The sequence below is a fragment of the Methanomassiliicoccales archaeon genome, assembly GCA_035527755.1.
Lineage (GTDB): Archaea > Thermoplasmatota > Thermoplasmata > Methanomassiliicoccales > UBA472 > UBA472.
The window spans coordinates 183583-202571 of sequence record DATKZX010000008.1 but is presented as its reverse complement, the minus strand read 5'-3'; the positions used below and the strand labels follow the sequence as shown (position 1 = coordinate 202571).

The window sequence follows — 18989 nt, the reverse complement described above, 5'->3', positions numbered from 1 at the left end:
TATTGCCCGGACGCGACCGAAGGTCTGTGGACGGTGGCCTGCCTGCTCTATCCAGATTACTTTGAGGGTGATATCCCGGTGCAGACCGTGGACGACAGCGATGATAATACGCTGCTCTACGCCGCTGTCGGCATCCTGGTTGTCGTAGGAGCGGTCGCTGTGGTCTTTGCGACGCGAAAGAGAGATGGAAAGGACTGATGGGGTATCCCCTTGCCCCATCCAAACAATTTTATCATGATTTAATCTGAGGTGGACCATGGAAAATGTCGCAAAGAGGCGTAGAAGGACGATAACGGTCTTTGCGGCCTTGTTAATCATTCTGATCATATTCATGGTCCTGGACCTGGCGCAGGCATTCGTTCCTCTGTCCTTCGAGGAGGCTTTCTGGGCGCTTTTAGGCATTGGGTCAGAGACGAACATCATCATAGTATGGAAGATGAACCTTCCCCGCGTGATCATGGCCTGCCTCATCGGGGCAGGACTGGCCATAGCTGGAGGGGTCATGCAGGCCTTGTTCAGGAATCCCATGGCCTCCCCGTACATACTGGGACTCTCTTCAGGAGCTTCTCTTGGCGCAGCCATCGGACTCACCTTCACGATATCGTGGATCCCCTCGTTGTTACTGATCCCTTTACTGGCGTTCGTGACATGCATGGCCACCCTGTTCCTGGTCTATTCGATAGCCCATGTCGGGGGGCGCGTACCGACCGAAACACTTCTTCTGGCAGGCATAGCGGTCGGATCGTTCCTTTCAGCCATCGTATCCCTCCTGACGTACCTGGCGGGAGACCAGATGCAGGGTATCATCTATTGGACCATGGGTAATCTTACCAACGCCAACTGGAACAACATCATGATCGTGGCCCCGCTGATCACCGCGGGATGTCTGATAATGTTGTCCAGCTCCCGAGACCTCAACGCGATGATGCTGGGGGACGCCCACGCGATGGACCTTGGTGTGGAGGTCAGGAAGATAAGGCTTCAGCTTCTGGTCGCGTCCGCGCTGGTGACCGCGGCCGCGGTGGCGTACGTCGGGGTCATCGGTTTCGTCGGACTGGTGGTGCCGCACATCCTGCGCATCATGATAGGGCCGAACAACCGGGCGCTGCTTCCGGCGACATTGCTAGGTGGCGCCGCTTTCCTGCTAATGTGCGATTATATCTCCAGGGTCATCGCGCCCAGCCTAGGCATTCTCCCCATAGGGATAATGACGGCGCTCATCGGTGCTCCGTATTTCATATACCTTCTGCGCAGAAGACGCAGTGAAATGGGGTGGGATTGATGATGAAGATCGAGGACATCGGCTTCTCATACAAGGAAAAACCAGTCCTGGAGAACGTGGACCTGGGGGTCAAGAAAGGAGAGATCATAGGCATTTTGGGGCCTAACGGATGCGGTAAGACCACGCTCCTGAAGCTTTTGAACCGCAACCTTCATCCAAATGTTGGGAAAGTGCTCATGGATGGCACCGACCTAGAGGAAATATCCAAGAGGAGGATTGCACGGCATATCGCGGTGGTCCCGCAGAGCAACGAGATCAGGTTCGCCTTCTCGGTAAGGGACATCGTGATGATGGGACGCATGCCGTTCCTGGACCGTTTTCAGGGAGAATCGTTGGAGGACGCACGCATCGTTGATGAAGCGATGGAGAAGACCAACATCAAAGAGTTCTCGGACAGGCTCATAAATACGATGAGCGGAGGAGAACGCCAGCGTGTGATCATAGCCAGGGCCATCGCGCAAAGGCCGGAGATAATACTGCTGGACGAACCCACCCTGCATCTGGACATCAACCATCAGTTCGAGGTTCTGGAACTGGTCAAGAGATTGTCCGACGAAGAGGACCTCACCGTGGTAATCGTATCGCACGACCTTCCAATGGTGGTCAAGTACTGCGATAGGATCGTACTGATCCACGATCATAGGGTTTTCGCCATCGGAACCCCTGAAGATGTTCTTACCAAGGAGAACATGAGGATCGTTTTCAACATCGATGCGCTGCTCGAGTACGACGATACATTGAAAAACAATTGTGTCAAGATCATCGGGTCATGCACGAACCGTGATCGAAATCCGGCCCCGAAGGTCGAGTGAACGATCATAGAGCGGCATTCCGACCTATCGATCCGTTGCCTTCGCTTTGAGATGGAAGCTGTACCAAGGTCGTGGGAGATCTCGACCGTTCTACAGCTGGGCCGCGGCAGTTCTGCAAAGAAAGGTGCCTGCCACATCGATTACCGTTATCTGCAGCTTCTAGGCCATGCGCACGTCCTGAACCATGCGCATATAGTTTATGCGGGTGAAGTCAGTCGCTGTAATGAACGTGCCAGTGACATTATTAAGCACTTTTAGGCAGGATTCCACCGCATCTCGCATCTCATCCCTGGAAGGCCGTCTCCAAGGCATGTTCGGCACCGGAAGATAACTGGTGATATGCAGAGGGATGTCCCGATCGATGCTGGCTATAAATTCAGCCACCTTGATCAGTTCGTCCTTTCCAATGAACTCGGGTATCAATATGGCAGAGGCGGATATTTGGGTCCCCTGATCATATGTCCTGTAGAAGTTAGAAAGCACCCGGCTGTTCTGCGACCCGGTCAGTTGCAGATACTTGCGCTTGCTGATGGCGAAAAGGCTCACCCCGATCTCGTCCACTTCCGGGGGCGGGGAGTTGGATAGGTTGCTATGAGGTATCCTGATAAAGGCCTTCAAGTGCTCCTTGCAGAACCGGGCCACCGAAAAGATATTGGCCCACCTGGTCGGCTCCCCTCCCATGATGACCACGGTGGATGGGTTCATGCGCTCCAGATATGCCTCTACCTCCCACTTGTCAAAGAACCGTCTGGGCTCCAGGGTCTCTCTAAGACCATAGGAACAGATGCCACAGGAATAATTGCAGCCGTGGTTCACCAGGGTGGCGCGGTCCTCTGGTGCGCTAAATGCCATTTTAAAGATAGGCATGCTCCTCCAATTCTATCTAGGCCCGGTTCCTTATCTATAATCCATCCCGCGACCCGGCTATTGGTCGAAGCATCGGTCTCGGGGAAAGATTCAAGAGGACGTTTTTCTTGCATAGCTCCATGCGACAGCTCCTGAGGGGCAAGATCCACAGGGCCACGGTCACCGCCGCTGAGCCCGATTATGTGGGGAGCATCGTCATTGACCAGGATCTACTGGACAGAGCCGATATTTGGCCGGGAGAGAAGGTATTGATATCGGACGTGGACAATGCGGCCCGCTTCGAGACCTATGTCGTCTCCGGGAAAAGGGGTACCGGCATCATCAGCGTGAACGGTGCCGCCGCGCATTTGGTAAGGGTCGGGGACAAGGTCATAATCATGGCCTTCGAACTGACCGATAAGCCGATACATTCCAAAGTCGTACTGGTGGACCAGGAAAACCGCTTCATTCGGAACCTGTGAGACCTGGCCGCGGCTAAGAAAGCTTTATCTCATATCATCTATTACTCGGGTTAGTGATTTTATGGCAACTGGTGACTTTGAAAAATTGATGAAGCAAGGTTATCAACTCATGGGTGACGGCGAGTACGCCCAAGCCCTATCAAAATTCGACAAGGCTATCAAGACCGAACCCAACGACCCCGCGGCCTATCTGGCCAAGGCGGACGCCGGAGTTCTGGTACCGAAGGTCACCCAAGAAGAAGTGGTGGCCCTCTACAAGAAAGCATCTGAGTTGGACCCTGAGAACCCCTTCATATTCCAAAGCTGGGGCGCGTTCTGCATGGACGTGGGACTGTTCAATGAGGCTGAGAGCTGCTACAACAAGGCGGCCGAGATGGACTCTGAGAACGCCACCTACTACTACTCGGAGTTCGGTGTTGAATATTACAAGAAGGCACCGGTGGTCTACGAGCAGCATCTGGACGAACAGACCCGCACCATAATCGTGAAGAAGGCCCTCAAGTACCTGCTGAAGTCCATCGATCTGGACGAGGCGTCCGCCAAGAAGCTCCTCTGAGCTCACCGTAAAAGATGCTTATCCAGCGGTCCATCGCGCTTTCGGACCTCGCTTAGGTCCCGAGAGCATCCCTGGCAGATATGGTTGTGGGGATCAAGATGCTCAGAGCATACCGGACGGCCGCACATGGGGCAGCTTTGGCTTGTTGGCTTGGAACAGAAGGCGCACAGGCCTAAGACCTTCATGATTTTCGATCGTCATCGATGATATTTAGAATGACGCCTCAGAGCATTCCGAGGCGCATGAGCCCTTCCCTGACACCATCTGCGTGTAGACCTTTCGTCACAATATCCGCGGCCTCCTTGGCCTTTGGGGAAGCGTTGCCTACCGCCACCCCGTGACCGCATTCGCGCAGTATGCGCTCGTCGTTATCAGCGTCACCGAAGGCCGCGACCTCCGACGGGTCCAGCCCCAACAGCTGGCAGGCCTTGAGCACCCCGGCCATCTTGCTGTGCCCTCTTTCCATGAGGTGGATGGCAAAACCGGTGGCCTCTACTTCCAAGGGCCAATCTTTTAGCAGTTCCCTCATCATTTGGAGGTCCGCGTCCCGGTACAAGGCCACCTCGGTCTGCCGCCATTGATCTGTGAAGAGGCGGCGGACGCCGGGCATGTTCTGGCGCAGGTGTTCGTAGGCCTTCAAAGGCAGTTCGCTGGAAAATAGCCGGTGCATCTCGTCCCGGTGCAGAACGATGCCGCCGTTCTCCGCCACCACCGGCCCCTTCAATCCGATGAAGGTGGAAAGCCCGTACGCTATGGGCAGAACGTTCCCACTGGCCAGCATGACCGTGTAACCGTTGTCCTGAACCTGGCGCAGGGTCTCTATGCCCAGGCTCTGAATGACCTTCCGGTCGTCGGTGATGGTGCCGTCCACGTCACACACCATCGCTTTGATGCCCATGCCTACACCAGGTTCCGCCGCAGCTCGCCCAGGGTGGTGACCCGCTCGGCCATGGCGTTGTGCTTATGAATGGACTCTTCGCTCTCGCTGCTGACGGTGACGTTGGTGTCGTCCGGCAGATGCGGGAAGCGCTTCAGTATCAGAGCCAGATTGTCCCGGACCACGTCCTCGACGAACTTGGGGTTGCGATGGGCGTTGATGACCACCTGGGCCTCCTCCGCCCTCTTCAATATCTCGAACGTGGGACTGGAGAAGGATGCCTCGACGATCTCGATGATGTCGTTAGCGTCCACCTCGTTCTCCTCCGGCACCTCCAGCATGGCGGTGGTGATATTCCTCTGGTTGTGGGAGATGGTGGGCAGGCAGCCCTCTTTCTTCAGGGTGCTGCCCTGCATCTCGTCCACCGACTCCATGGCGCAGGGGCAGGCGGTCATGCCTATGACCTTGGCACCGATCATCTTCATCAGGCCGTCTCCCCGCTTGTTCGTGGCCTTGGCAATGAGCTCGTAGGACTCGATGCTCTTTCGCCCGGTGGGCAAGGTCCGCTCCAAGAAATAATCGGCCTTGATGTGCACCTCGGCGTAGGTGGCGTAATCATGCTTATCCAGAAGTCTGCGGCAGATGTCCGCGGCCAGCTCCTCCAACCCTTTGATCGGTTGGCTGACCCCTTGCTCCACTATCTCCGCGATAACCTCCAGGTTGCGCGACAGATGGGAGCCTCGCTGGGTGGAGGGAAGGTCCACGAAGACATCGATATCGCAGTTGAGAAAGGTGTCCTTCTTATTTCGATGGACCCGAACCGGTTTTTTGACTCCGGTGACGCCTACCCGGGTGAGCTTGAATCCGTTGGTCAGGAGTCTGTTCTGAACATCGCTCTTTGAAATTCACATCACCGCCCCCTTCATCGGGGGATTATGTTTATATTTTAGCCTATCAACAATTATTTTGGTTACTGTTGTAATTGTTGGTCGAACGCCTTTCAACAATCATTTATACGGAAGAGAAATTCCAGTTACGATGATTTGCGGTCTTGATGAGGCTGGCAGGGGACCAGTAATGGGACCTCTGGTAGTGGCTGCGGTCATGGTCGAGGACGATCGACTGTTCAGGGAATGGGGGGTCAGGGACTCCAAGCTCCATAAACCAGAGGAGAGGGAGCGACTGGCCGAACTGATACGGTCCCATTCTTCATGGAAGGTCGTGGTCATCGGAACGGAGGAGATCGACGAGAGGCGGGGCTCCATCTCACTGAACACGTTGGAGATACAGGCCTTCGCATCTCTGCTGGACGATCTTCGTCCTCACAAGGCATTTGTGGACGCCTGTGACGTGAGCGAGAGCAATTTCCGTCGATCGCTCATGCGGCAAATGAAGAGCCAGACCGAACTGGTCTGCGAACATAGGGCCGATCAGACCTATCCGGTGGTGTCGGCGGCCTCCATCGTGGCCAAGGTGCATCGGGACGATGCCATGCACCGCATCGCCGATGAGCTGGGAGATGTTGGCAGCGGTTACACCTCCGATCCCAAGACCAGGGCATTTCTGGAAAAATGGATAAAGGAGAAGGGGGATTTGCCTCCTTATACCCGGAGGTCGTGGGCGACCGCAAAGCAGATGCTGGGCGCGTCCAAGATTTCTAAATTAAGTGACTGGGAGTGACCTCATGGTGGCCAAGGACCATTTATTGAAAGCAGTTGATGAATTCAATGAGAGGATGCAGTGCGACCTCGAGATGCAGAAGGAGATAGGCCCCCTCAAGAAGAAGGTCAACATCGATCTGGGAACGGAGCATTACTCATTTTTGCTCAAAGACAATTGCATATCCCATTTTGACGAAGGGTTGCTGGAGGATGCGGACGTTCAGGTGTTATCCGACCCGCAGACCATCGACGATCTGTTCACCGGCAAGATGAAGCCCATGAAGGCCTGGGCCCTGCGTAAGATAGTCATCAAGGGCTCGTTGGAAGACGTTTTAAAATTGCGAAAGTTCTTCTGAACCAGTCCTTTCCCCAGGTAGAAAGGTTTATAATGGGTGTACGCATGATGGGGAAATACCAGAGCGGGGTAGGGTAGCCAGGACATCCCGTCGGGCTCATAACCCGGAGACCGGTCGTTCAAATCGACCCCCCGCTACTTTTTATAACATTTCTCTCCAACACCATCCGTCATCAACTTCCATATACGTTCGATGGCATTCTCTCTCCCGCTGAGCGAACTATGAGGACCGAGGTACTGGTGATCGGGGGCGGGGCCACAGGAGCCGGGGTGGCCAGGGACCTTTCCCTTCGGGGCATAGGATGCCTTCTTCTGGAGATGGGGGATTACTGTCACGGGGCCAGCGGTGGAAATCATGGACTTTTGCATAGCGGAGGACGGTACGCGGTCAAGGACCCCGGGTCCGCCATCGAATGCGCGTCCGAGAACGCCATACTGAGAAGGATAGCGTCGTTCTGCATCGAGGATACCGGCGGCCTCTTCGTCTCGCTCCCATGTGACGACCGGGAGTTCGGCCAGCGATTCCGGGACGCCTGCCGCGAAACCGGTGTGCGGACGGACGAACTGACGATCAAGGAGGCGCTGCTCCTCGAGCCGGGGCTCGACCCACGGACCAGAGAGTGCGTCGCGGTTCAGGACGGATCGATCGATCCGTTCGTTCTAGTGCAGGCCAACGTGGACCAGGCCCGAACCAACGGGGGCGTGGTGCACAATCACTGCCGCGTGACCGGAATGACGGTGCAGGACCGCCTGGTGACCCAGGTGGAGTACCTCGACCGCCGTGACGGACAGAAGCACCTGGTACGTCCGGAGGTGGTGGTCAATGCCGCCGGGTCATGGACCCCGGACATGGCGGCCATGGCCGGCGTCAGGATCGATATGGCCCTGGACCAGGGAAGCATGCTGGTGTTCGACGGCCGATTATGCCATCACGTCCTCAATCGCCTCCGACCTCCGTCCAACGGGGACATCGCCGTACCCAATCACACCTCGACCATCATGGGCACCACCTCAAGACCTGCGGCATCCTACGAGGATGCCCGGGTGATGAGGTCAGATGTGGAACTTCTTATGAGAGAGGCCAACAGCTTGCTCCCATCCTCCTCCGTTACCAGGACCATCCGTACCTATTGCGGGGTACGACCGTTGCTAGGTGCCTCCGGCGGCCGTGATGCCAGCAGATCGTTCAACATACTGAATGACGAGGCGGCGGAGAACCTGCTCAGCGTTGCCGGCGGCAAGCTGACCACCTATAGGCTGATGGCCGAGAAGGTGGCGGACCGGGTCTGCCTGATGCTCGGTCACAAGGGACATTGCCGTACCCATCTGGAGGAGCTAAGCCCGGGACCGCCCTCACCGCTCAGCGGAGGAATAGGCAACGCCCGCCTGCATCGCAAGCACGGTGCCGTGTCCACGGAGATGGGAGGACAGCCCTCTTCGGTGGTCTGCTCCTGCGAACAGGTGCTGCGTTCCGAGGTCGAGCATCATCTGGAAGGTCAGGACGTCCTTTCCATTGACGATATGATGAGGAGGACCCGGATCGGCATGGGATACTGCCAGGGCCTGGACTGCTCCCTGACCGTCCTGGACATGTTCGTGGAGAGGAGGGGCGTCGAGGCCGTTCCACTGCTCGAAGAGTTCCTGGAAGAGAGGGAAAGGGGGCAGCGGCATGCCTCGGGAGAGCAGCTCCGGCAGGAACTGATGAGATGGAGCCTGATGCAGGGCGTATACGGATTGGGAGGCCGACGACGATGAGAACCGCGCTGGTGGTAGGGCTGGGGGCGGCCGGGACCTTCGCCTCGATATGCCTGGCCAAGAAGGGCTGGAAGGTTTTGGCCGTGGGCAAGGGTACCTCGTCCTGCGCCATGTCCACCGGATGCCTCGATGGGTCCGGCATGGACCCGGAATGCCTGCGGGAGCTCTCCCGCCTTTTCCAAGCGAGCGGTATGCCGCTGGTGGGCGGCATTGATGAGAAAAGGACCGGCATAACGAATCTGGGGACACGCTACGACTGCACATTGTCCGCGCCGGGTTCCACCTGGGTCCAGGGACATGGTCCCCGGAGCATTACGGTGCTGGGAATGGGCAAGCATCCGTCACTGCGCCCGAACCTGGTAGCGTCCGTGCTGAGATCGTGGGGCATGGACGCCAGACCCCAGATCGTTCCCATGGACATACCCGGCGAATCCTCATTGACCGCGGCGTTCCGGGACCAGGGTCATTTGGATCGATTGGTCAACGGCATCAGGGAGGCCTGGGGGGAGACCGTGCTGCTTCCCCCGCTCTTCTCCCTTAAGGACCATGGACGCCTCGACGAACTGGAACGGCGGGGAGGAAGGCGCCTATTGGAGGCCATAACTCCCCTTGGCACCCCGGGAGAGAGGTTCCACCAAGTACTGGAGGATGGTGCCCGAGAAGCGGGGGTGGAGATATGGACCGGCAGGAGGGTGACCGCTCTGAGAACAGAGGGGGACCTTATCACCGGCGCCGATGTCCAAGGCGGACTGGAGACCCGGACAGTGGGCCTGGACGCGGTCCTGTTGGCCACCGGCGGACCCTTGACCGACGGCCTATTGTTACACCAGACGGGCCTGGACGATCCCTTCGGCCTTTTCCTCGTGAAGGAATTGGGCCAGGGACCCCATGACCTGATGCTCTCAGGCTATGCCCACCGGGGCGGAAGGTTGCTTTCGAGGTCGGGCACACCCATGGCCAACGCCTTCGCCGCCGGCGATTGTCTAGCCTATTCCCTCAGGTCACCGGGAAAAGGGCTGGGGGATGCGATCTCCAGCGCCTGGGGCGCGGTACGTACCATGGAGGTTCCATGAACGAAGGGCGATGCATCAAATGCGGCAGCTGTATGCGGGCCTGCCCGGTCCTGAACGACCCCCAGGGAAAGGCGTTCCCCGGCCCCCGGACGGTAGGGATCGACGCTCCGCGCTTCCCTGAGGCCCTCAGCATCGGCAACGATGCCTTGATGTGCACCATGTGCCACGCCTGCGAATGGGCCTGCCCGTCGTCCATCACCATCACCCGGTCCATGTCCATGCTGAGGGAGAGATTGGCCGACGCCGTTCCCTCCCTGCCCGGTCATCAGCGCATGCGGGAGAACGTGCGGGCCTGCGGTCGTACCGTGGCAAGCGATTTCACTGATTGGCGGGAGAACGGGGAAAGGACGTTGTACTTCCCCGGATGCATCGGCCTAGGCCGCCTGCCGGAACTGGTCCGCTCCGCCTCCCAGCTCCTTAGCTCCATGGGCATGCCCCACGATATCTCTCCTCGGGCCAAGTGCTGTGGGTCTCCCCTGCTCAAGGTGGGGGCCAAGCAGGAGGCGTCCTCCCTGCAACAGAACAATCTGGAGGTGTTCTCCGCCTACGATAGCATAATCACCTCCTGCCCCGGCTGCACCTATCAGCTCCGTGAGGTGTACGGCATTGAATCGAAGCATCTGGTGGAACTGCTGCCCGGGAAGAAGTATCGTTCCACTGTGGAAGGGCGCTGGGCCCTGCAGGTGCCTTGTCACCTCAAGCGTGGACTGGACCCATGGGCGGCAGAGGACATGGCCGCCGTCCTCGTCCAAGCGGGCGTGGACCTGGTCCGATTGCCGGAGGAGGACCTTTGCTGCGGAGGTGGGGGCGGACTGCTCTCTGGCTTCCCGGACACCTCCGCTTCCATGGCCAGATCAAAGGTGCGGATCTACCGTGAAGCGGGGGTGCGGGGGGTCATCACCGCCTGTCCCTTCTGCGCCCTGAACTTGGGTCGGGAAGGGTTATTGGTGTTGGACATCTCACAGGTTTTGACCGTCGTTGATTAAGGAACCATAAAATACACCATGCACATTAGAACGCCCCAGATGACTAAAGCCCTCTGTTTTTCCTGCTTACAACGCGAGAACCGCCCCGAGATCGGGCTCAGCGATCAACTGACCTATTGCCGCAAGAAGGAGATGGTCGTCCGGCCTAAGATGGAGTGCCCCCTATACTCCAGGGCCACCGCCAGAGCGGTCCAGGAACTGAACCGCGCCCTATACGGGGTGATGGAAACGGCAGAGGAGTGATCACTTCCACTGCAGCACGTGGGTCGGGGTATCTTCCTCGGCCGGCGTGATCTCGAACGGTATCCAGCGACATGGGACCGTCATGCCACGCATATGCCTCACCCGCATCATGCGATTGAGCTCCGGATCGAACCTGAGCTCCAGTGCGCCGTCGGCCAAGGCCATCAGGTGGTTCACCGCTTTCTCTTCATGCACCCCATCGAACACCGAGACGAAGACCGTGCCGAATTCGCTCCTGATGCGGGATGTGCTTATCTGGAAGAACTTGAGCACCACGCTGGGCTGGTTATAAAGGAAGAGCGTGGAGAGCGTGTTCATGAACACTCGCAACGGCCTCTTCACCTCGGAGTGGATGTTGGCCACGTTGAACATGATACCTTCCAGATCATGAATGCGTCGCACCTTGGACCCTTCGTAAGCCTCCCTCTCCTCGGAATTACCGATCAAGCTGGAATGGTAGTCGATGATGTAAAGCCCCCGGCCCAAACGGTCCATGGGTATACCGAAGGCCTCCATGACCGCCAACAGGTCACGGGGCGGAAGGTCCAAGGTCACGAAGACCACAGGCTCCTCGGCCTCCAGGTACTCCTTGACCATGCCCAATTGGAATTCCAGCATCCCTACCCCTGGACTGCCCAATATGAGAACTGAGCACATCTGTGGGAAATTTGTCTTGAACATCTCGGTCACCTCACACCAACGGGGTCAGGGATACGCACCCTCCCTGGGGTCTTTCCTCTAATGTCAGTGCATAGCATTCGGTGAAGGGCTTACGACCGTACAATATCACAGTACCCCCGATCATCTCGGCCCGGACATGAACCGTCGCCAGATCGGCCAATCTGGTCGTGGAACGGCAGGTGGGCGAGGTCATCCCGACGAAGGCCCCCCCGTTCTTCTTTATGGACGCCAAATGGTCCACTAGCCCCTGCATGACATCACCGCCGTAGATCGATTCCAAGGAATCGAGGCCCATGATCGAGAGGAAGGGTTCCTCGGCCTTGTTGAAACTGTAGACGAGATTCTTCCATTTCAGATCGTTGGCCACCTCGCGTCCTTCCACCGGAAGGACGTAACGTCCGCTGTCCAGGTCCAACTGGGATGTCGGCTCGACCACTCGAACCGAACGCTCCATCTGATCATCCGTCACGGCTTTTCCCAGCGAAGCCCGGGCATTTGACCCGCTCGCCTTGCGCAATGGTACCCAAAGCACACCCCTGCCGGCGGTGGCGAAGTTGGATACCAATGAACGTTCCAGCAGGTCGCTGATCATTGGGGGTATCTCCTCTCCCATCTCGATCAGGACCAACGACCCCGGTGCCAAGCCCCCGGTCATGGCGTCCAGGTCCTTGATGCCGTATGACAGGTTCTCTTTGGAGTCGTCCACCCTGGTCCAATTATTGCCCATATGACAGCCCAGGTCCCAATGCGACCCGAAACAGCGGAATCGCCCCCCTTTAAGGCTAAAAAGGTACAGCGGCTGTTGCACCTCGCACCCTCTCAGCTTCATCAGGTCCATCTCCCGTACAAGACGGCGATCGTGCTCGACACGGCTGAACTCCACCACTCCGTCCCCGAGGTAATCCAGCATGTGGTCGTTGCTTTCCAATACGAAAATGAGGTTGGCGCCATGCCCCTCCACTAGGTCGCGTTGCAGGGCGATCATCACCTCACGACAGGTCATATCGTAGCGATCTGCCAGAGCGTCGATGCTGTCGACGACTATCATCTGCCGTTCGCCCTCGGCCTTCTCGACCAGGTCGTACATTCGCTCCAGATCGGGCATGGTCCGGCCGATGGATATGCTCATCTCCTTGCGCGAGGATAGCATTTCTTCCGAGTTCACGCCCTTCAATTTTCCAAGTCCGGAACGTTTTCTGATGGGCGGGTTCTGGTCGCCCTTTTGTAGGAGCCGTCCCTCTAGCCAGGGGAATTGGATCAAAAGGGAGGTGTCGGAGACCCTGGTGGAAAGGTAATGAGCACCCTGTCGGTCACCGAACTCCTCGGCCACTTGAAGGGCGAAGGTGGTCTTTCCGGTTCCAGCGTTACCTCGAACTATGAGCGAATGCCCTCCCGGATTTTCCAGGAAGCGCGTTATCTCTGAAGGTAATTTAGACGTGAGATCCTTTTCCATAGGCCGACCTACTTAATTTTGCGGAACTCATATATTTTTAACTAGCTTTGCTCATCGTTATCAAAATGGAAACTGTCTGATCAAAAAAAAGCTAAAAAGATTAATTAATAGCCACAGGGATGGCTATGTCCATAGGAGAATGCAATGAAAGCTGTCATTCTGGCCGCTGGAGAGGGTACTAGGCTCCGCCCCTTCACCGTATCCCGACCCAAGGTCATGATACCCATAGGCAACCGTCCTATCCTGGAGTATGTCGTCAGGGCGCTGGCGGCCAACGGTATCACCGATATCGTGCTGGTCGTCGGATACATGAAAGAAAGGATCATGTCCTTCTTCGGTAACGGTTCCCGCTTCGGGGTGAAAATTTCATATGCCATTCAGGAGAAGCAGTTGGGCACCGCCCATGCCGCCTTAGCGGTTCGGCAGCACATCAAGGAGGAGTTCATCATGGTGGCCGGGGACAACATAATCGATGCCCAGGTCATCACCGACCTCCTGAAGCATAAGGGGGGAATGTCCCTGCTGGTCACCAGTTCCGAGATGCCCTCGAAGTACGGAGTAGTGCAGATCGAGGCCGGAAGGGTGGTCGATATCATCGAGAAGCCTGAGAAGGGTGTGGGCAACATCATCAACACCGGCATCTACCGTTTCCCGCCAGAGATCTTCGATTATCTCGCCCAGGGGGTCATGACGGGTAAATCCGGCATCACCCATGTTCTGCACAGCTGCATATCCAAATTGAACCTGGAAGTGGTGCGCTCCACCGGTAGATGGATGGACGCCGTTTACCCGTGGGACCTCATACGCTTGAACGAGTATGCCTTCAATCTAACGGGACAGGTGACATCGGGCACCATAGAGGCCGGGGTGACCTTGCGCGGTCCGGTGTTCATTGGCGCTGGGACAAGAGTGCGAGCCGGTTCCTACATAGAAGGACCGGTGGCCATCGGAGAAGGCTGCGAGATAGGACCTTACGCCACCATATTCCCGACCAGCAGCATTGGGAACGGAGTGCATGTGGCTCCTTTCACCGCCATTTACAATTCCATCATCATGAACAATGTCTCCATAGGTTCGCACTCCCACATCTCTCGGGCGGTCATCGACGACGGATGCCGCATCGGTACCGGGTTCTCCGCATCATCCGGTCTGGCCCAGGTGAGGGTCGAGGAGGAGTTCTTCAAGGTGGAGAAGGCCGGAAGCATGATCGGCGAGTTCACCAAGGTCGGCCCCAAGGCGGTGCTTTCCGCTGGGACCATCGTAGGTGCGAACTCCCGAATAGGGGACGGGGCCAGGGCGAGCGGCACGTTGGAAGACAGGAGCATAGTGGTCTGATGTGCGGCATAATCGGATATTCGGGTCACCGTAGGGCGGCGGAGGTGCTCATGGAAGGACTGAAACGCCTGGAGTATCGGGGCTACGACTCCGCGGGCGTGGCCATGGTGGAGGACGGCCGTTTGGTCCTGGTCAAGCGCCAGGGGGAACTCGACGTTCTAAAAGGGGTGATCCCCCGATTCGAGGGACGGACAGGCATCGGTCACACCCGCTGGGCCACCTGCGGTCGCCCCTCCGATCAGAACGCCCATCCGTTCCTATCGTGCGATGGCAAGCTCGCTATCGTGCACAACGGCATAATAGAGAACTATGCCGCGCTGAAGATCAGATTGGAGTCCGAGGGACATCATTTCACCTCGGAAACTGACACGGAAGTATTGATCCACCTGCTGGAAGGACACTATCATGGTGACCTGCGTCAGGCTTTGGCCGATATGGTCAAGGAGATACAGGGCACCTATGCCATCGCCGCGGTGCGCGAAGGGGGCACGGAGATAGCCGCTGCCAGGAAAGAGAACCCATTGGTGGTCGGTCTGGGGGTCAACGAGAACTTCCTGGCCTCGGACGTGACCGCGTTCCTGTCCTATACGAACAAGGTGCTTTACATCATGGATGGGGAAACGGTGTCCCTGACACCAGCTGGGGTAACGGTCTACGATTCCCAGGGAGAACTGGTGAAGCGCGAACCGTCGTTGATCACCTGGTCCGCTGAGGATGCCCAGAAGGGCGGTTTCGAGCACTTCATGCTCAAAGAGATATTCGAAGGCCCGAACGCCATCCATAACACCCTTTTAGGGGCTCTGGACATGATAGAGAACGGCGAGATCCTGTCCCGTACCGACTTCCAGACGGTGAAGGTGGTGGCCTGCGGCTCTTCGTTCCATGCGGCCATGGTAGGCAAGTACGCCTTGGAGGAGTTCGCCGGCGTACCGACCACTCTCGAACTTGCCTCCGAATATCGTTACTCACCGGGGGCCAAGGAGGCCCCGCTGGTCATTCTCATCACCCAGAGCGGGGAGACCGCGGATACTCTGGCCGCGGCCAGGGAGGCCCGGCGCCGGGGCTGCCGGACATTGGCGGTGACGAACGTGGTGGGTTCGACCATCACCCGCGAGGTGGATGAGGTGATGTACACCAGAGCCGGCCCGGAGATCGGGGTGGCGGCGACAAAGACCTTCCTCACACAGCTGCTGGCCATGTATCTATTATCCATTCGGATCGGATATGCCAAGGGCACCTTGAGCCATGATTCCATGCGAGGCGCCCTCTCTTCCCTGCGCCAATCGGCCAACATGGTGCAGTCGGTGCTTAACCGCGTTCATGAGATCGAGGAAGCCAGCAAGATGATCGACTCGGCACAGCACTGCTTCTTCATCGGCCGTAACATAAATTATCCCACCATGCTAGAGGGTGCGCTGAAGCTCAAGGAGATATCCTACATACACGCGGAGGGTTTCGCCGCCGGGGAGCTCAAGCACGGTCCATTGGCCCTATTGGACTCATCTACGCCGGTGATCGCCGTGGCGATCAAGGGTGATCATACCTACGAAAAGATGTTGGCCAACGTTTCGGAGGTGGCCGCCCGGGACAGTCCGGTCCTGGGAGTAGGTAGTGAAGGCGATACCGAATTGGCCCGTTTGTGCGAGCGCATGATATTCGTTCCGCAGGTGAAACCGGTGTTCTCTCCCATCCCGGTCACCGTGGCATTGCAGATCCTCTCCTACTACGTGGCGAAGAGGCGGGGGTGCTCCATTGACAAACCCAAGAACCTGGCCAAGAGCGTGACCGTGGAGTGACCTAGACCAACCTTTCCGTGCAGGCGTCCCGCCTGGAGCAGGAAGCGCACTTGCCTGGACGGCCATGGTTGCGGTGGGCCTCCCCGCTCCTAAGGATACCCCTCATCTCCTCCAATTTACTGAGCAACAGGGTCTCCAACTCCTCGCTGAACTCGATCTCGTGCTCCACGTCCCCATACCTCAGCAGACCGTATGGAGGTCTTTTACCGGACTCTTCGGCGATCAAAAGGCAGTATGCCGCCACCTGCATGATATGGGAGAACAGGGGACCGCGCGGGGTCCTGCCGGTCTTCAGGTCTCCCGGTATCAGCTGGCCGTCGATCTCCAGAACGAAATCGGGTCGGCCTCTCAGCCCGTGCTTTTCGGAATAATAAATGGGCGAGCTGTTCGTGCCTACGTAATGGATCTCTCCCTCCAGCCCTTGCTCCCACCTCCATTCCTTGGCCTGTTGGGCCGCGTTCAAGGACAGGTACAAGGCAAAGGAAGCCGCCATAAGCCAGAGCAGCGCCAGCGCCTCCATTATCATGGAGACCATTGGATCGGTCTCGATCAGACTCCCGATGTTCATGGCCACGGCCATGAGCATCAGTCCCAGTATGGCCACGACCTGCAGACGGCGGACCTTGATGATGGCCCTTCCCCTCTGGGCCGATAAGTATAGCATGGCGATGACGGCGAAGAACCAGATGATGCTGAGCAGAGAGAGCAACCATCCCCAGTCAGCGCTGTCCCCGATCCTCATCAAGGAAAGCCCTGTGACAGCCAGTACTGTTGCCACCAGAGAAAATAAGAACACCATGCGTTCCCAGTCCCAGGCGGTCTGCTCGATATGTCGTATCCGACGGTACTCGTCCGCCTTTTCCTTATGGACCTTGTCGCCTTCGTCCAGGTCCTGGCTATGCATCTGCGTTTGACGGCCCAACCACCAGCTGAGCGGACAATAGCCGTACCGCTCTAAATCGCTGGCAGATATGGTTTCCGCCTGGTACATGCACTAAAATGTCAATTAGGGATATTTACATTCTTGCAGGTGTTGAAGCTCAGTCCGCCGGTTTGCAGTTCAAGTGGGTCAGTGAGGAATCGGTGATGTATATGCCTTCCTCGCTGGTGATCTCGTCCACAAAACCGAACCAGTACACTACGAGTCCCTGTCCGAAGAGCTGCACGTAAGGTGCCAGCTGCTTCCGTATGTTCTTATTGACCTCGGTTCGGTCCCCGAAGGTGGCCTTTGACTCTATCCAGTTCACCTTCCAACCGTTGACCATTATGGGCTTGTCCAAAAGAGCGTCCGGGGTCTTGGGGAACTCTCCGCGCAGTTCGTTCTCCGTGCGGTAGGTGATGCCTTGACCGTCCAGCCAATCCTGCAGGTTCTTCTCACCCCAGGTTCCTCTCAGATATTGCTTCTCGGACGCTTCAGGGGAATATATGAGGTCCGCCTTGGTGATCTCCTCGATCTGCCTCCTCAGTTCCAGGTCCTCGATGGTCTCGGGGTTGCGCACCATGGCCCAGTACTGCTTCTTGGAACGTCCGGACTCCTGGTATATCATGAGCCCCGTGAGAATGGGCGGGAACTCGTATTTTCGGGATATGTCCATCAGGGTCTCCCCGTTCTTCCAGGACTGCACCATCCTCTGACTGTTGCGCTGCACCTTGTAGAACTTCTTGGTGGTCTCGCGAACGGTCCTCTGGCTGTAAATAACGTTCAAAAGCTCCTGATCCAGGCCTAGCTCCTTAGAAAGTATGTCGATATCAGAGGGTTCGTTCAATCGATCGTACAGGTATCTGAAATCCTCATTCTTCATCCATTTCACTCTTGACGATTTTCGTACATGGGGTAACGTATATAAGCGTTATGTGGTCCGCCATCGATGTGGTCCCCGAATATCAGTGGACACCTGGTGCTGCGATAGATTGATAATCGGAAAAACCATTTGTAAAATCTCGCATTAATCTCATGCATTGGAGGAAAAAAATGGATCTCAATGATTTCTTGGCCAAGGAGAACGGTCCTTCCTGGCTTCCAGCAAGCGTGACCGAAGCCCGCAAACTGGTCTACATCGGACAGCTTCTGGCCCTGGTCTTCGCCCTGATATCGGTATTTGTCGGTATCGTCAGCATACTGACCGGGAACTTCTTCTACGGGATCGTTTCCCTGGCCATGGCCGGTGTCGGCATGATCGTGCTGTACATGCTCAAGGATAACGTGTTCGATCATCTGGACCAGGGACGGTTCAAGCAAGCCAGCGACTCCCTGCTCATCTGGTCCATCGTCGGGATATTCATATGGTTAATTCCCGGGATCATCCTGCTGCTGGGATACCTGAAATTGCAGACCATATTCCAACCTCAGTACCAACAGTACCAGGCACAGGAGTATCAGGCAGCACCGCAGGCGGTCCAGCAGCCTCAGCGACCAGCGCCTCAGCAGCCCGCCCCTCCGGCAGAGCACGCTCCGGAGGAGAAGAAGGAAAAGAAGGTGGAGATGACCAAATGCCGCAAGTGCGGGGTCAACTACCCTTCCTTCATGCACAGTTGCCCCAGCTGCAACGAGCCTCGGCATTGAGCTAAAGGTGGAAAACCTCTTCCCCATCATTTTCAATTCTTCTTATCCGATGATATGGTATCTTGCTCTCACGGGTCGAGAAGAACGATCGCCCCAGTTCCACTATCTCCTCCCCTCTGATACTGGTGAGATCACCCGGTGCACCACGGTGCAGGTAGGTGATGACCACCAGCGAAAGTCCGCCCCCTCCCCATTTGATCTCGTTCAGGATATCCCTGGGATAGGTCATCTAT

23 protein-coding genes and 1 tRNA gene are annotated in these 18989 nt (G+C 57.1%); 15 read left to right on the top strand and 9 right to left on the bottom strand.

From position 1 onward, the window contains the following. From VMW85_04355 to VMW85_04345, 3 genes are all read left to right on the top strand, one after another. The coding region (locus VMW85_04355) for a hypothetical protein (protein HUT27261.1) at positions 1 to 198 on the top strand (198 nt) is incomplete at its 5' end. Between the two features lie 58 nt (positions 199 to 256). Beyond that, the gene (locus tag VMW85_04350) at positions 257 to 1282 is read left to right on the top strand and encodes an iron chelate uptake ABC transporter family permease subunit (GenBank protein HUT27260.1); all 1026 of its coding nucleotides are present in this window, start codon (positions 257 to 259) and stop codon (positions 1280 to 1282) included. Next, positions 1282 to 2094 carry an ABC transporter ATP-binding protein gene (locus VMW85_04345; GenBank protein ID HUT27259.1) on the top strand — a complete coding sequence of 271 codons (813 nt, stop codon included), beginning with the start codon at positions 1282 to 1284 and terminating at the stop codon, positions 2092 to 2094. The genes VMW85_04350 and VMW85_04345 overlap by 1 nt, the downstream gene beginning before the upstream one ends. 159 nt (positions 2095 to 2253) lie before the next feature. Here the strand turns inward: VMW85_04345 and VMW85_04340 are convergent, their stop codons facing one another. Then, on the bottom strand, positions 2254 to 2946 hold the full coding sequence (locus tag VMW85_04340; GenBank protein HUT27258.1) for a hypothetical protein: 693 nt from the start codon (positions 2944 to 2946) through the stop codon (positions 2254 to 2256). Positions 2947 to 3068: 122 nt separating this feature from the next. Here VMW85_04340 and panD point away from each other — a divergent pair, with 122 nt between their 5' ends. Together panD and VMW85_04330 are read left to right on the top strand one after the other, a co-directional pair. Further along, the gene (panD, locus tag VMW85_04335; GenBank protein ID HUT27257.1) at positions 3069 to 3422 is read left to right on the top strand and encodes an aspartate 1-decarboxylase; all 354 of its coding nucleotides are present in this window, start codon (positions 3069 to 3071) and stop codon (positions 3420 to 3422) included. An 88-nt stretch (positions 3423 to 3510) separates the two neighbouring features. Next, positions 3511 to 3978 (top strand): hypothetical protein, encoded by a 468-nt coding sequence (locus tag VMW85_04330; protein ID HUT27256.1) that lies wholly within the window; start codon positions 3511 to 3513, stop codon positions 3976 to 3978. 2 nt (positions 3979 to 3980) lie between these two features. On the opposite strand, the gene VMW85_04325 is transcribed toward VMW85_04330, so the two are convergent. Genes VMW85_04325 through mptA form a run of 3 tightly spaced genes read right to left on the bottom strand, consistent with a single transcriptional unit; the run spans position 3981 to position 5730 of the window. Next, positions 3981 to 4163: a hypothetical protein gene (locus tag VMW85_04325; protein ID HUT27255.1), complete on the bottom strand. Its 183-nt coding sequence runs from the start codon at positions 4161 to 4163 to the stop codon at positions 3981 to 3983. Positions 4164 to 4201: 38 nt separating this feature from the next. Then, positions 4202 to 4876, bottom strand: coding sequence for a phosphoglycolate phosphatase (locus tag VMW85_04320; protein ID HUT27254.1), 675 nt, complete (start codon positions 4874 to 4876; stop codon positions 4202 to 4204). A 2-nt stretch (positions 4877 to 4878) separates the two neighbouring features. Next, entirely contained in the window at positions 4879 to 5730 is an 852-nt protein-coding gene (gene mptA, locus VMW85_04315; GenBank protein HUT27253.1) for a GTP cyclohydrolase MptA, read from the bottom strand. A gap of 163 nt (positions 5731 to 5893) precedes the next feature. Between mptA and rnhB the strand changes: the two genes are divergently transcribed. The 7 genes from rnhB to VMW85_04280 all read left to right on the top strand — a co-directional run bounded on the left by rnhB (position 5894) and on the right by VMW85_04280 (position 10928). After that, positions 5894 to 6535 carry a ribonuclease HII gene (gene rnhB, locus VMW85_04310; GenBank protein HUT27252.1) on the top strand — a complete coding sequence of 214 codons (642 nt, stop codon included), beginning with the start codon at positions 5894 to 5896 and terminating at the stop codon, positions 6533 to 6535. A 4-nt stretch (positions 6536 to 6539) separates the two neighbouring features. After that, complete coding sequence (locus VMW85_04305) at positions 6540 to 6872, top strand: SCP2 sterol-binding domain-containing protein (GenBank protein HUT27251.1); 333 nt, start codon at positions 6540 to 6542, stop codon at positions 6870 to 6872. Positions 6873 to 6934: 62 nt separating this feature from the next. Further along, positions 6935 to 7009: transfer RNA gene (locus VMW85_04300), tRNA-Met, on the top strand. An 84-nt stretch (positions 7010 to 7093) separates the two neighbouring features. Then, positions 7094 to 8626 (top strand): anaerobic glycerol-3-phosphate dehydrogenase subunit A, encoded by a 1533-nt coding sequence (gene glpA / locus VMW85_04295; GenBank protein HUT27250.1) that lies wholly within the window; start codon positions 7094 to 7096, stop codon positions 8624 to 8626. Beyond that, a complete protein-coding gene (locus VMW85_04290) occupies positions 8623 to 9699 on the top strand; it encodes a hypothetical protein (protein ID HUT27249.1) in 1077 nt (358 codons plus the stop codon). The genes glpA and VMW85_04290 overlap by 4 nt, the downstream gene beginning before the upstream one ends. Then, on the top strand, positions 9696 to 10685 hold the full coding sequence (locus VMW85_04285; GenBank protein ID HUT27248.1) for a heterodisulfide reductase-related iron-sulfur binding cluster: 990 nt from the start codon (positions 9696 to 9698) through the stop codon (positions 10683 to 10685). The genes VMW85_04290 and VMW85_04285 overlap by 4 nt, the downstream gene beginning before the upstream one ends. Positions 10686 to 10724: 39 nt before the next feature. Next, positions 10725 to 10928: a hypothetical protein gene (locus VMW85_04280; protein HUT27247.1), complete on the top strand. Its 204-nt coding sequence runs from the start codon at positions 10725 to 10727 to the stop codon at positions 10926 to 10928. Here VMW85_04280 and VMW85_04275 read toward each other — a convergent pair whose 3' ends face one another. Next, positions 10929 to 11609 (bottom strand): RAD55 family ATPase, encoded by a 681-nt coding sequence (locus VMW85_04275; GenBank protein HUT27246.1) that lies wholly within the window; start codon positions 11607 to 11609, stop codon positions 10929 to 10931. Positions 11610 to 11619: 10 nt separating this feature from the next. Beyond that, positions 11620 to 13062 (bottom strand): gas vesicle protein GvpD P-loop domain-containing protein, encoded by a 1443-nt coding sequence (gene gvpD, locus VMW85_04270; GenBank protein ID HUT27245.1) that lies wholly within the window; start codon positions 13060 to 13062, stop codon positions 11620 to 11622. 144 nt (positions 13063 to 13206) lie between these two features. On the opposite strand from gvpD, the gene glmU reads away from it, so the two are divergent. Together glmU and glmS are read left to right on the top strand one after the other, a co-directional pair. Further along, positions 13207 to 14397 carry a bifunctional sugar-1-phosphate nucleotidylyltransferase/acetyltransferase gene (gene glmU, locus VMW85_04265; protein ID HUT27244.1) on the top strand — a complete coding sequence of 397 codons (1191 nt, stop codon included), beginning with the start codon at positions 13207 to 13209 and terminating at the stop codon, positions 14395 to 14397. After that, complete coding sequence (gene glmS, locus VMW85_04260) at positions 14397 to 16193, top strand: glutamine--fructose-6-phosphate transaminase (isomerizing) (protein ID HUT27243.1); 1797 nt, start codon at positions 14397 to 14399, stop codon at positions 16191 to 16193. Before glmU ends, glmS begins: the two co-directional genes overlap by 1 nt. Position 16194: 1 nt before the next feature. Here the strand turns inward: glmS and VMW85_04255 are convergent, their stop codons facing one another. Both VMW85_04255 and VMW85_04250 read right to left on the bottom strand, forming a co-directional pair. Next, on the bottom strand, positions 16195 to 17184 hold the full coding sequence (locus VMW85_04255; GenBank protein ID HUT27242.1) for a PD-(D/E)XK nuclease family protein: 990 nt from the start codon (positions 17182 to 17184) through the stop codon (positions 16195 to 16197). 49 nt (positions 17185 to 17233) lie between these two features. Continuing rightward, positions 17234 to 17995 carry a C15orf41 family protein gene (locus VMW85_04250; protein ID HUT27241.1) on the bottom strand — a complete coding sequence of 254 codons (762 nt, stop codon included), beginning with the start codon at positions 17993 to 17995 and terminating at the stop codon, positions 17234 to 17236. Between the two features lie 170 nt (positions 17996 to 18165). On the opposite strand from VMW85_04250, the gene VMW85_04245 reads away from it, so the two are divergent. Continuing rightward, the gene (locus VMW85_04245; GenBank protein HUT27240.1) at positions 18166 to 18756 is read left to right on the top strand and encodes a hypothetical protein; all 591 of its coding nucleotides are present in this window, start codon (positions 18166 to 18168) and stop codon (positions 18754 to 18756) included. A 1-nt stretch (position 18757) separates the two neighbouring features. Here the strand turns inward: VMW85_04245 and VMW85_04240 are convergent, their stop codons facing one another. After that, positions 18758 to 18985 carry an RNA repair domain-containing protein gene (locus VMW85_04240; GenBank protein HUT27239.1) on the bottom strand — a complete coding sequence of 76 codons (228 nt, stop codon included), beginning with the start codon at positions 18983 to 18985 and terminating at the stop codon, positions 18758 to 18760. Positions 18986 to 18989 lie beyond the last annotated feature (4 nt).

Bases quoted from the DNA above. Each gene is read 5' to 3' on its own strand.
- VMW85_04350 (HUT27260.1), top strand. From the start codon at position 257: ATGGAAAATGTCGCAAAGAGGCGTAGAAGGACGATAACGGTCTTTGCG.
- VMW85_04345 (HUT27259.1), top strand. From the start codon at position 1,282: ATGATGAAGATCGAGGACATCGGCTTCTCATACAAGGAAAAACCAGTC.
- VMW85_04340 (HUT27258.1), bottom strand. From the start codon at position 2,946: ATGGCATTTAGCGCACCAGAGGACCGCGCCACCCTGGTGAACCACGGC.
- VMW85_04330 (HUT27256.1), top strand. From the start codon at position 3,511: ATGAAGCAAGGTTATCAACTCATGGGTGACGGCGAGTACGCCCAAGCC.
- VMW85_04325 (HUT27255.1), bottom strand. From the start codon at position 4,163: ATGAAGGTCTTAGGCCTGTGCGCCTTCTGTTCCAAGCCAACAAGCCAA.
- VMW85_04320 (HUT27254.1), bottom strand. From the start codon at position 4,876: ATGGGCATCAAAGCGATGGTGTGTGACGTGGACGGCACCATCACCGAC.
- rnhB (HUT27252.1), top strand. From the start codon at position 5,894: ATGATTTGCGGTCTTGATGAGGCTGGCAGGGGACCAGTAATGGGACCT.
- VMW85_04305 (HUT27251.1), top strand. From the start codon at position 6,540: ATGGTGGCCAAGGACCATTTATTGAAAGCAGTTGATGAATTCAATGAG.
- glpA (HUT27250.1), top strand. From the start codon at position 7,094: ATGAGGACCGAGGTACTGGTGATCGGGGGCGGGGCCACAGGAGCCGGG.
- VMW85_04290 (HUT27249.1), top strand. From the start codon at position 8,623: ATGAGAACCGCGCTGGTGGTAGGGCTGGGGGCGGCCGGGACCTTCGCC.
- VMW85_04285 (HUT27248.1), top strand. From the start codon at position 9,696: ATGAACGAAGGGCGATGCATCAAATGCGGCAGCTGTATGCGGGCCTGC.
- VMW85_04280 (HUT27247.1), top strand. From the start codon at position 10,725: ATGACTAAAGCCCTCTGTTTTTCCTGCTTACAACGCGAGAACCGCCCC.
- VMW85_04275 (HUT27246.1), bottom strand. From the start codon at position 11,609: ATGTTCAAGACAAATTTCCCACAGATGTGCTCAGTTCTCATATTGGGC.
- gvpD (HUT27245.1), bottom strand. From the start codon at position 13,062: ATGGAAAAGGATCTCACGTCTAAATTACCTTCAGAGATAACGCGCTTC.
- glmU (HUT27244.1), top strand. From the start codon at position 13,207: ATGAAAGCTGTCATTCTGGCCGCTGGAGAGGGTACTAGGCTCCGCCCC.
- glmS (HUT27243.1), top strand. From the start codon at position 14,397: ATGTGCGGCATAATCGGATATTCGGGTCACCGTAGGGCGGCGGAGGTG.
- VMW85_04255 (HUT27242.1), bottom strand. From the start codon at position 17,184: ATGTACCAGGCGGAAACCATATCTGCCAGCGATTTAGAGCGGTACGGC.
- VMW85_04250 (HUT27241.1), bottom strand. From the start codon at position 17,995: ATGAAGAATGAGGATTTCAGATACCTGTACGATCGATTGAACGAACCC.
- VMW85_04245 (HUT27240.1), top strand. From the start codon at position 18,166: ATGGATCTCAATGATTTCTTGGCCAAGGAGAACGGTCCTTCCTGGCTT.
- VMW85_04240 (HUT27239.1), bottom strand. From the start codon at position 18,985: ATGACCTATCCCAGGGATATCCTGAACGAGATCAAATGGGGAGGGGGC.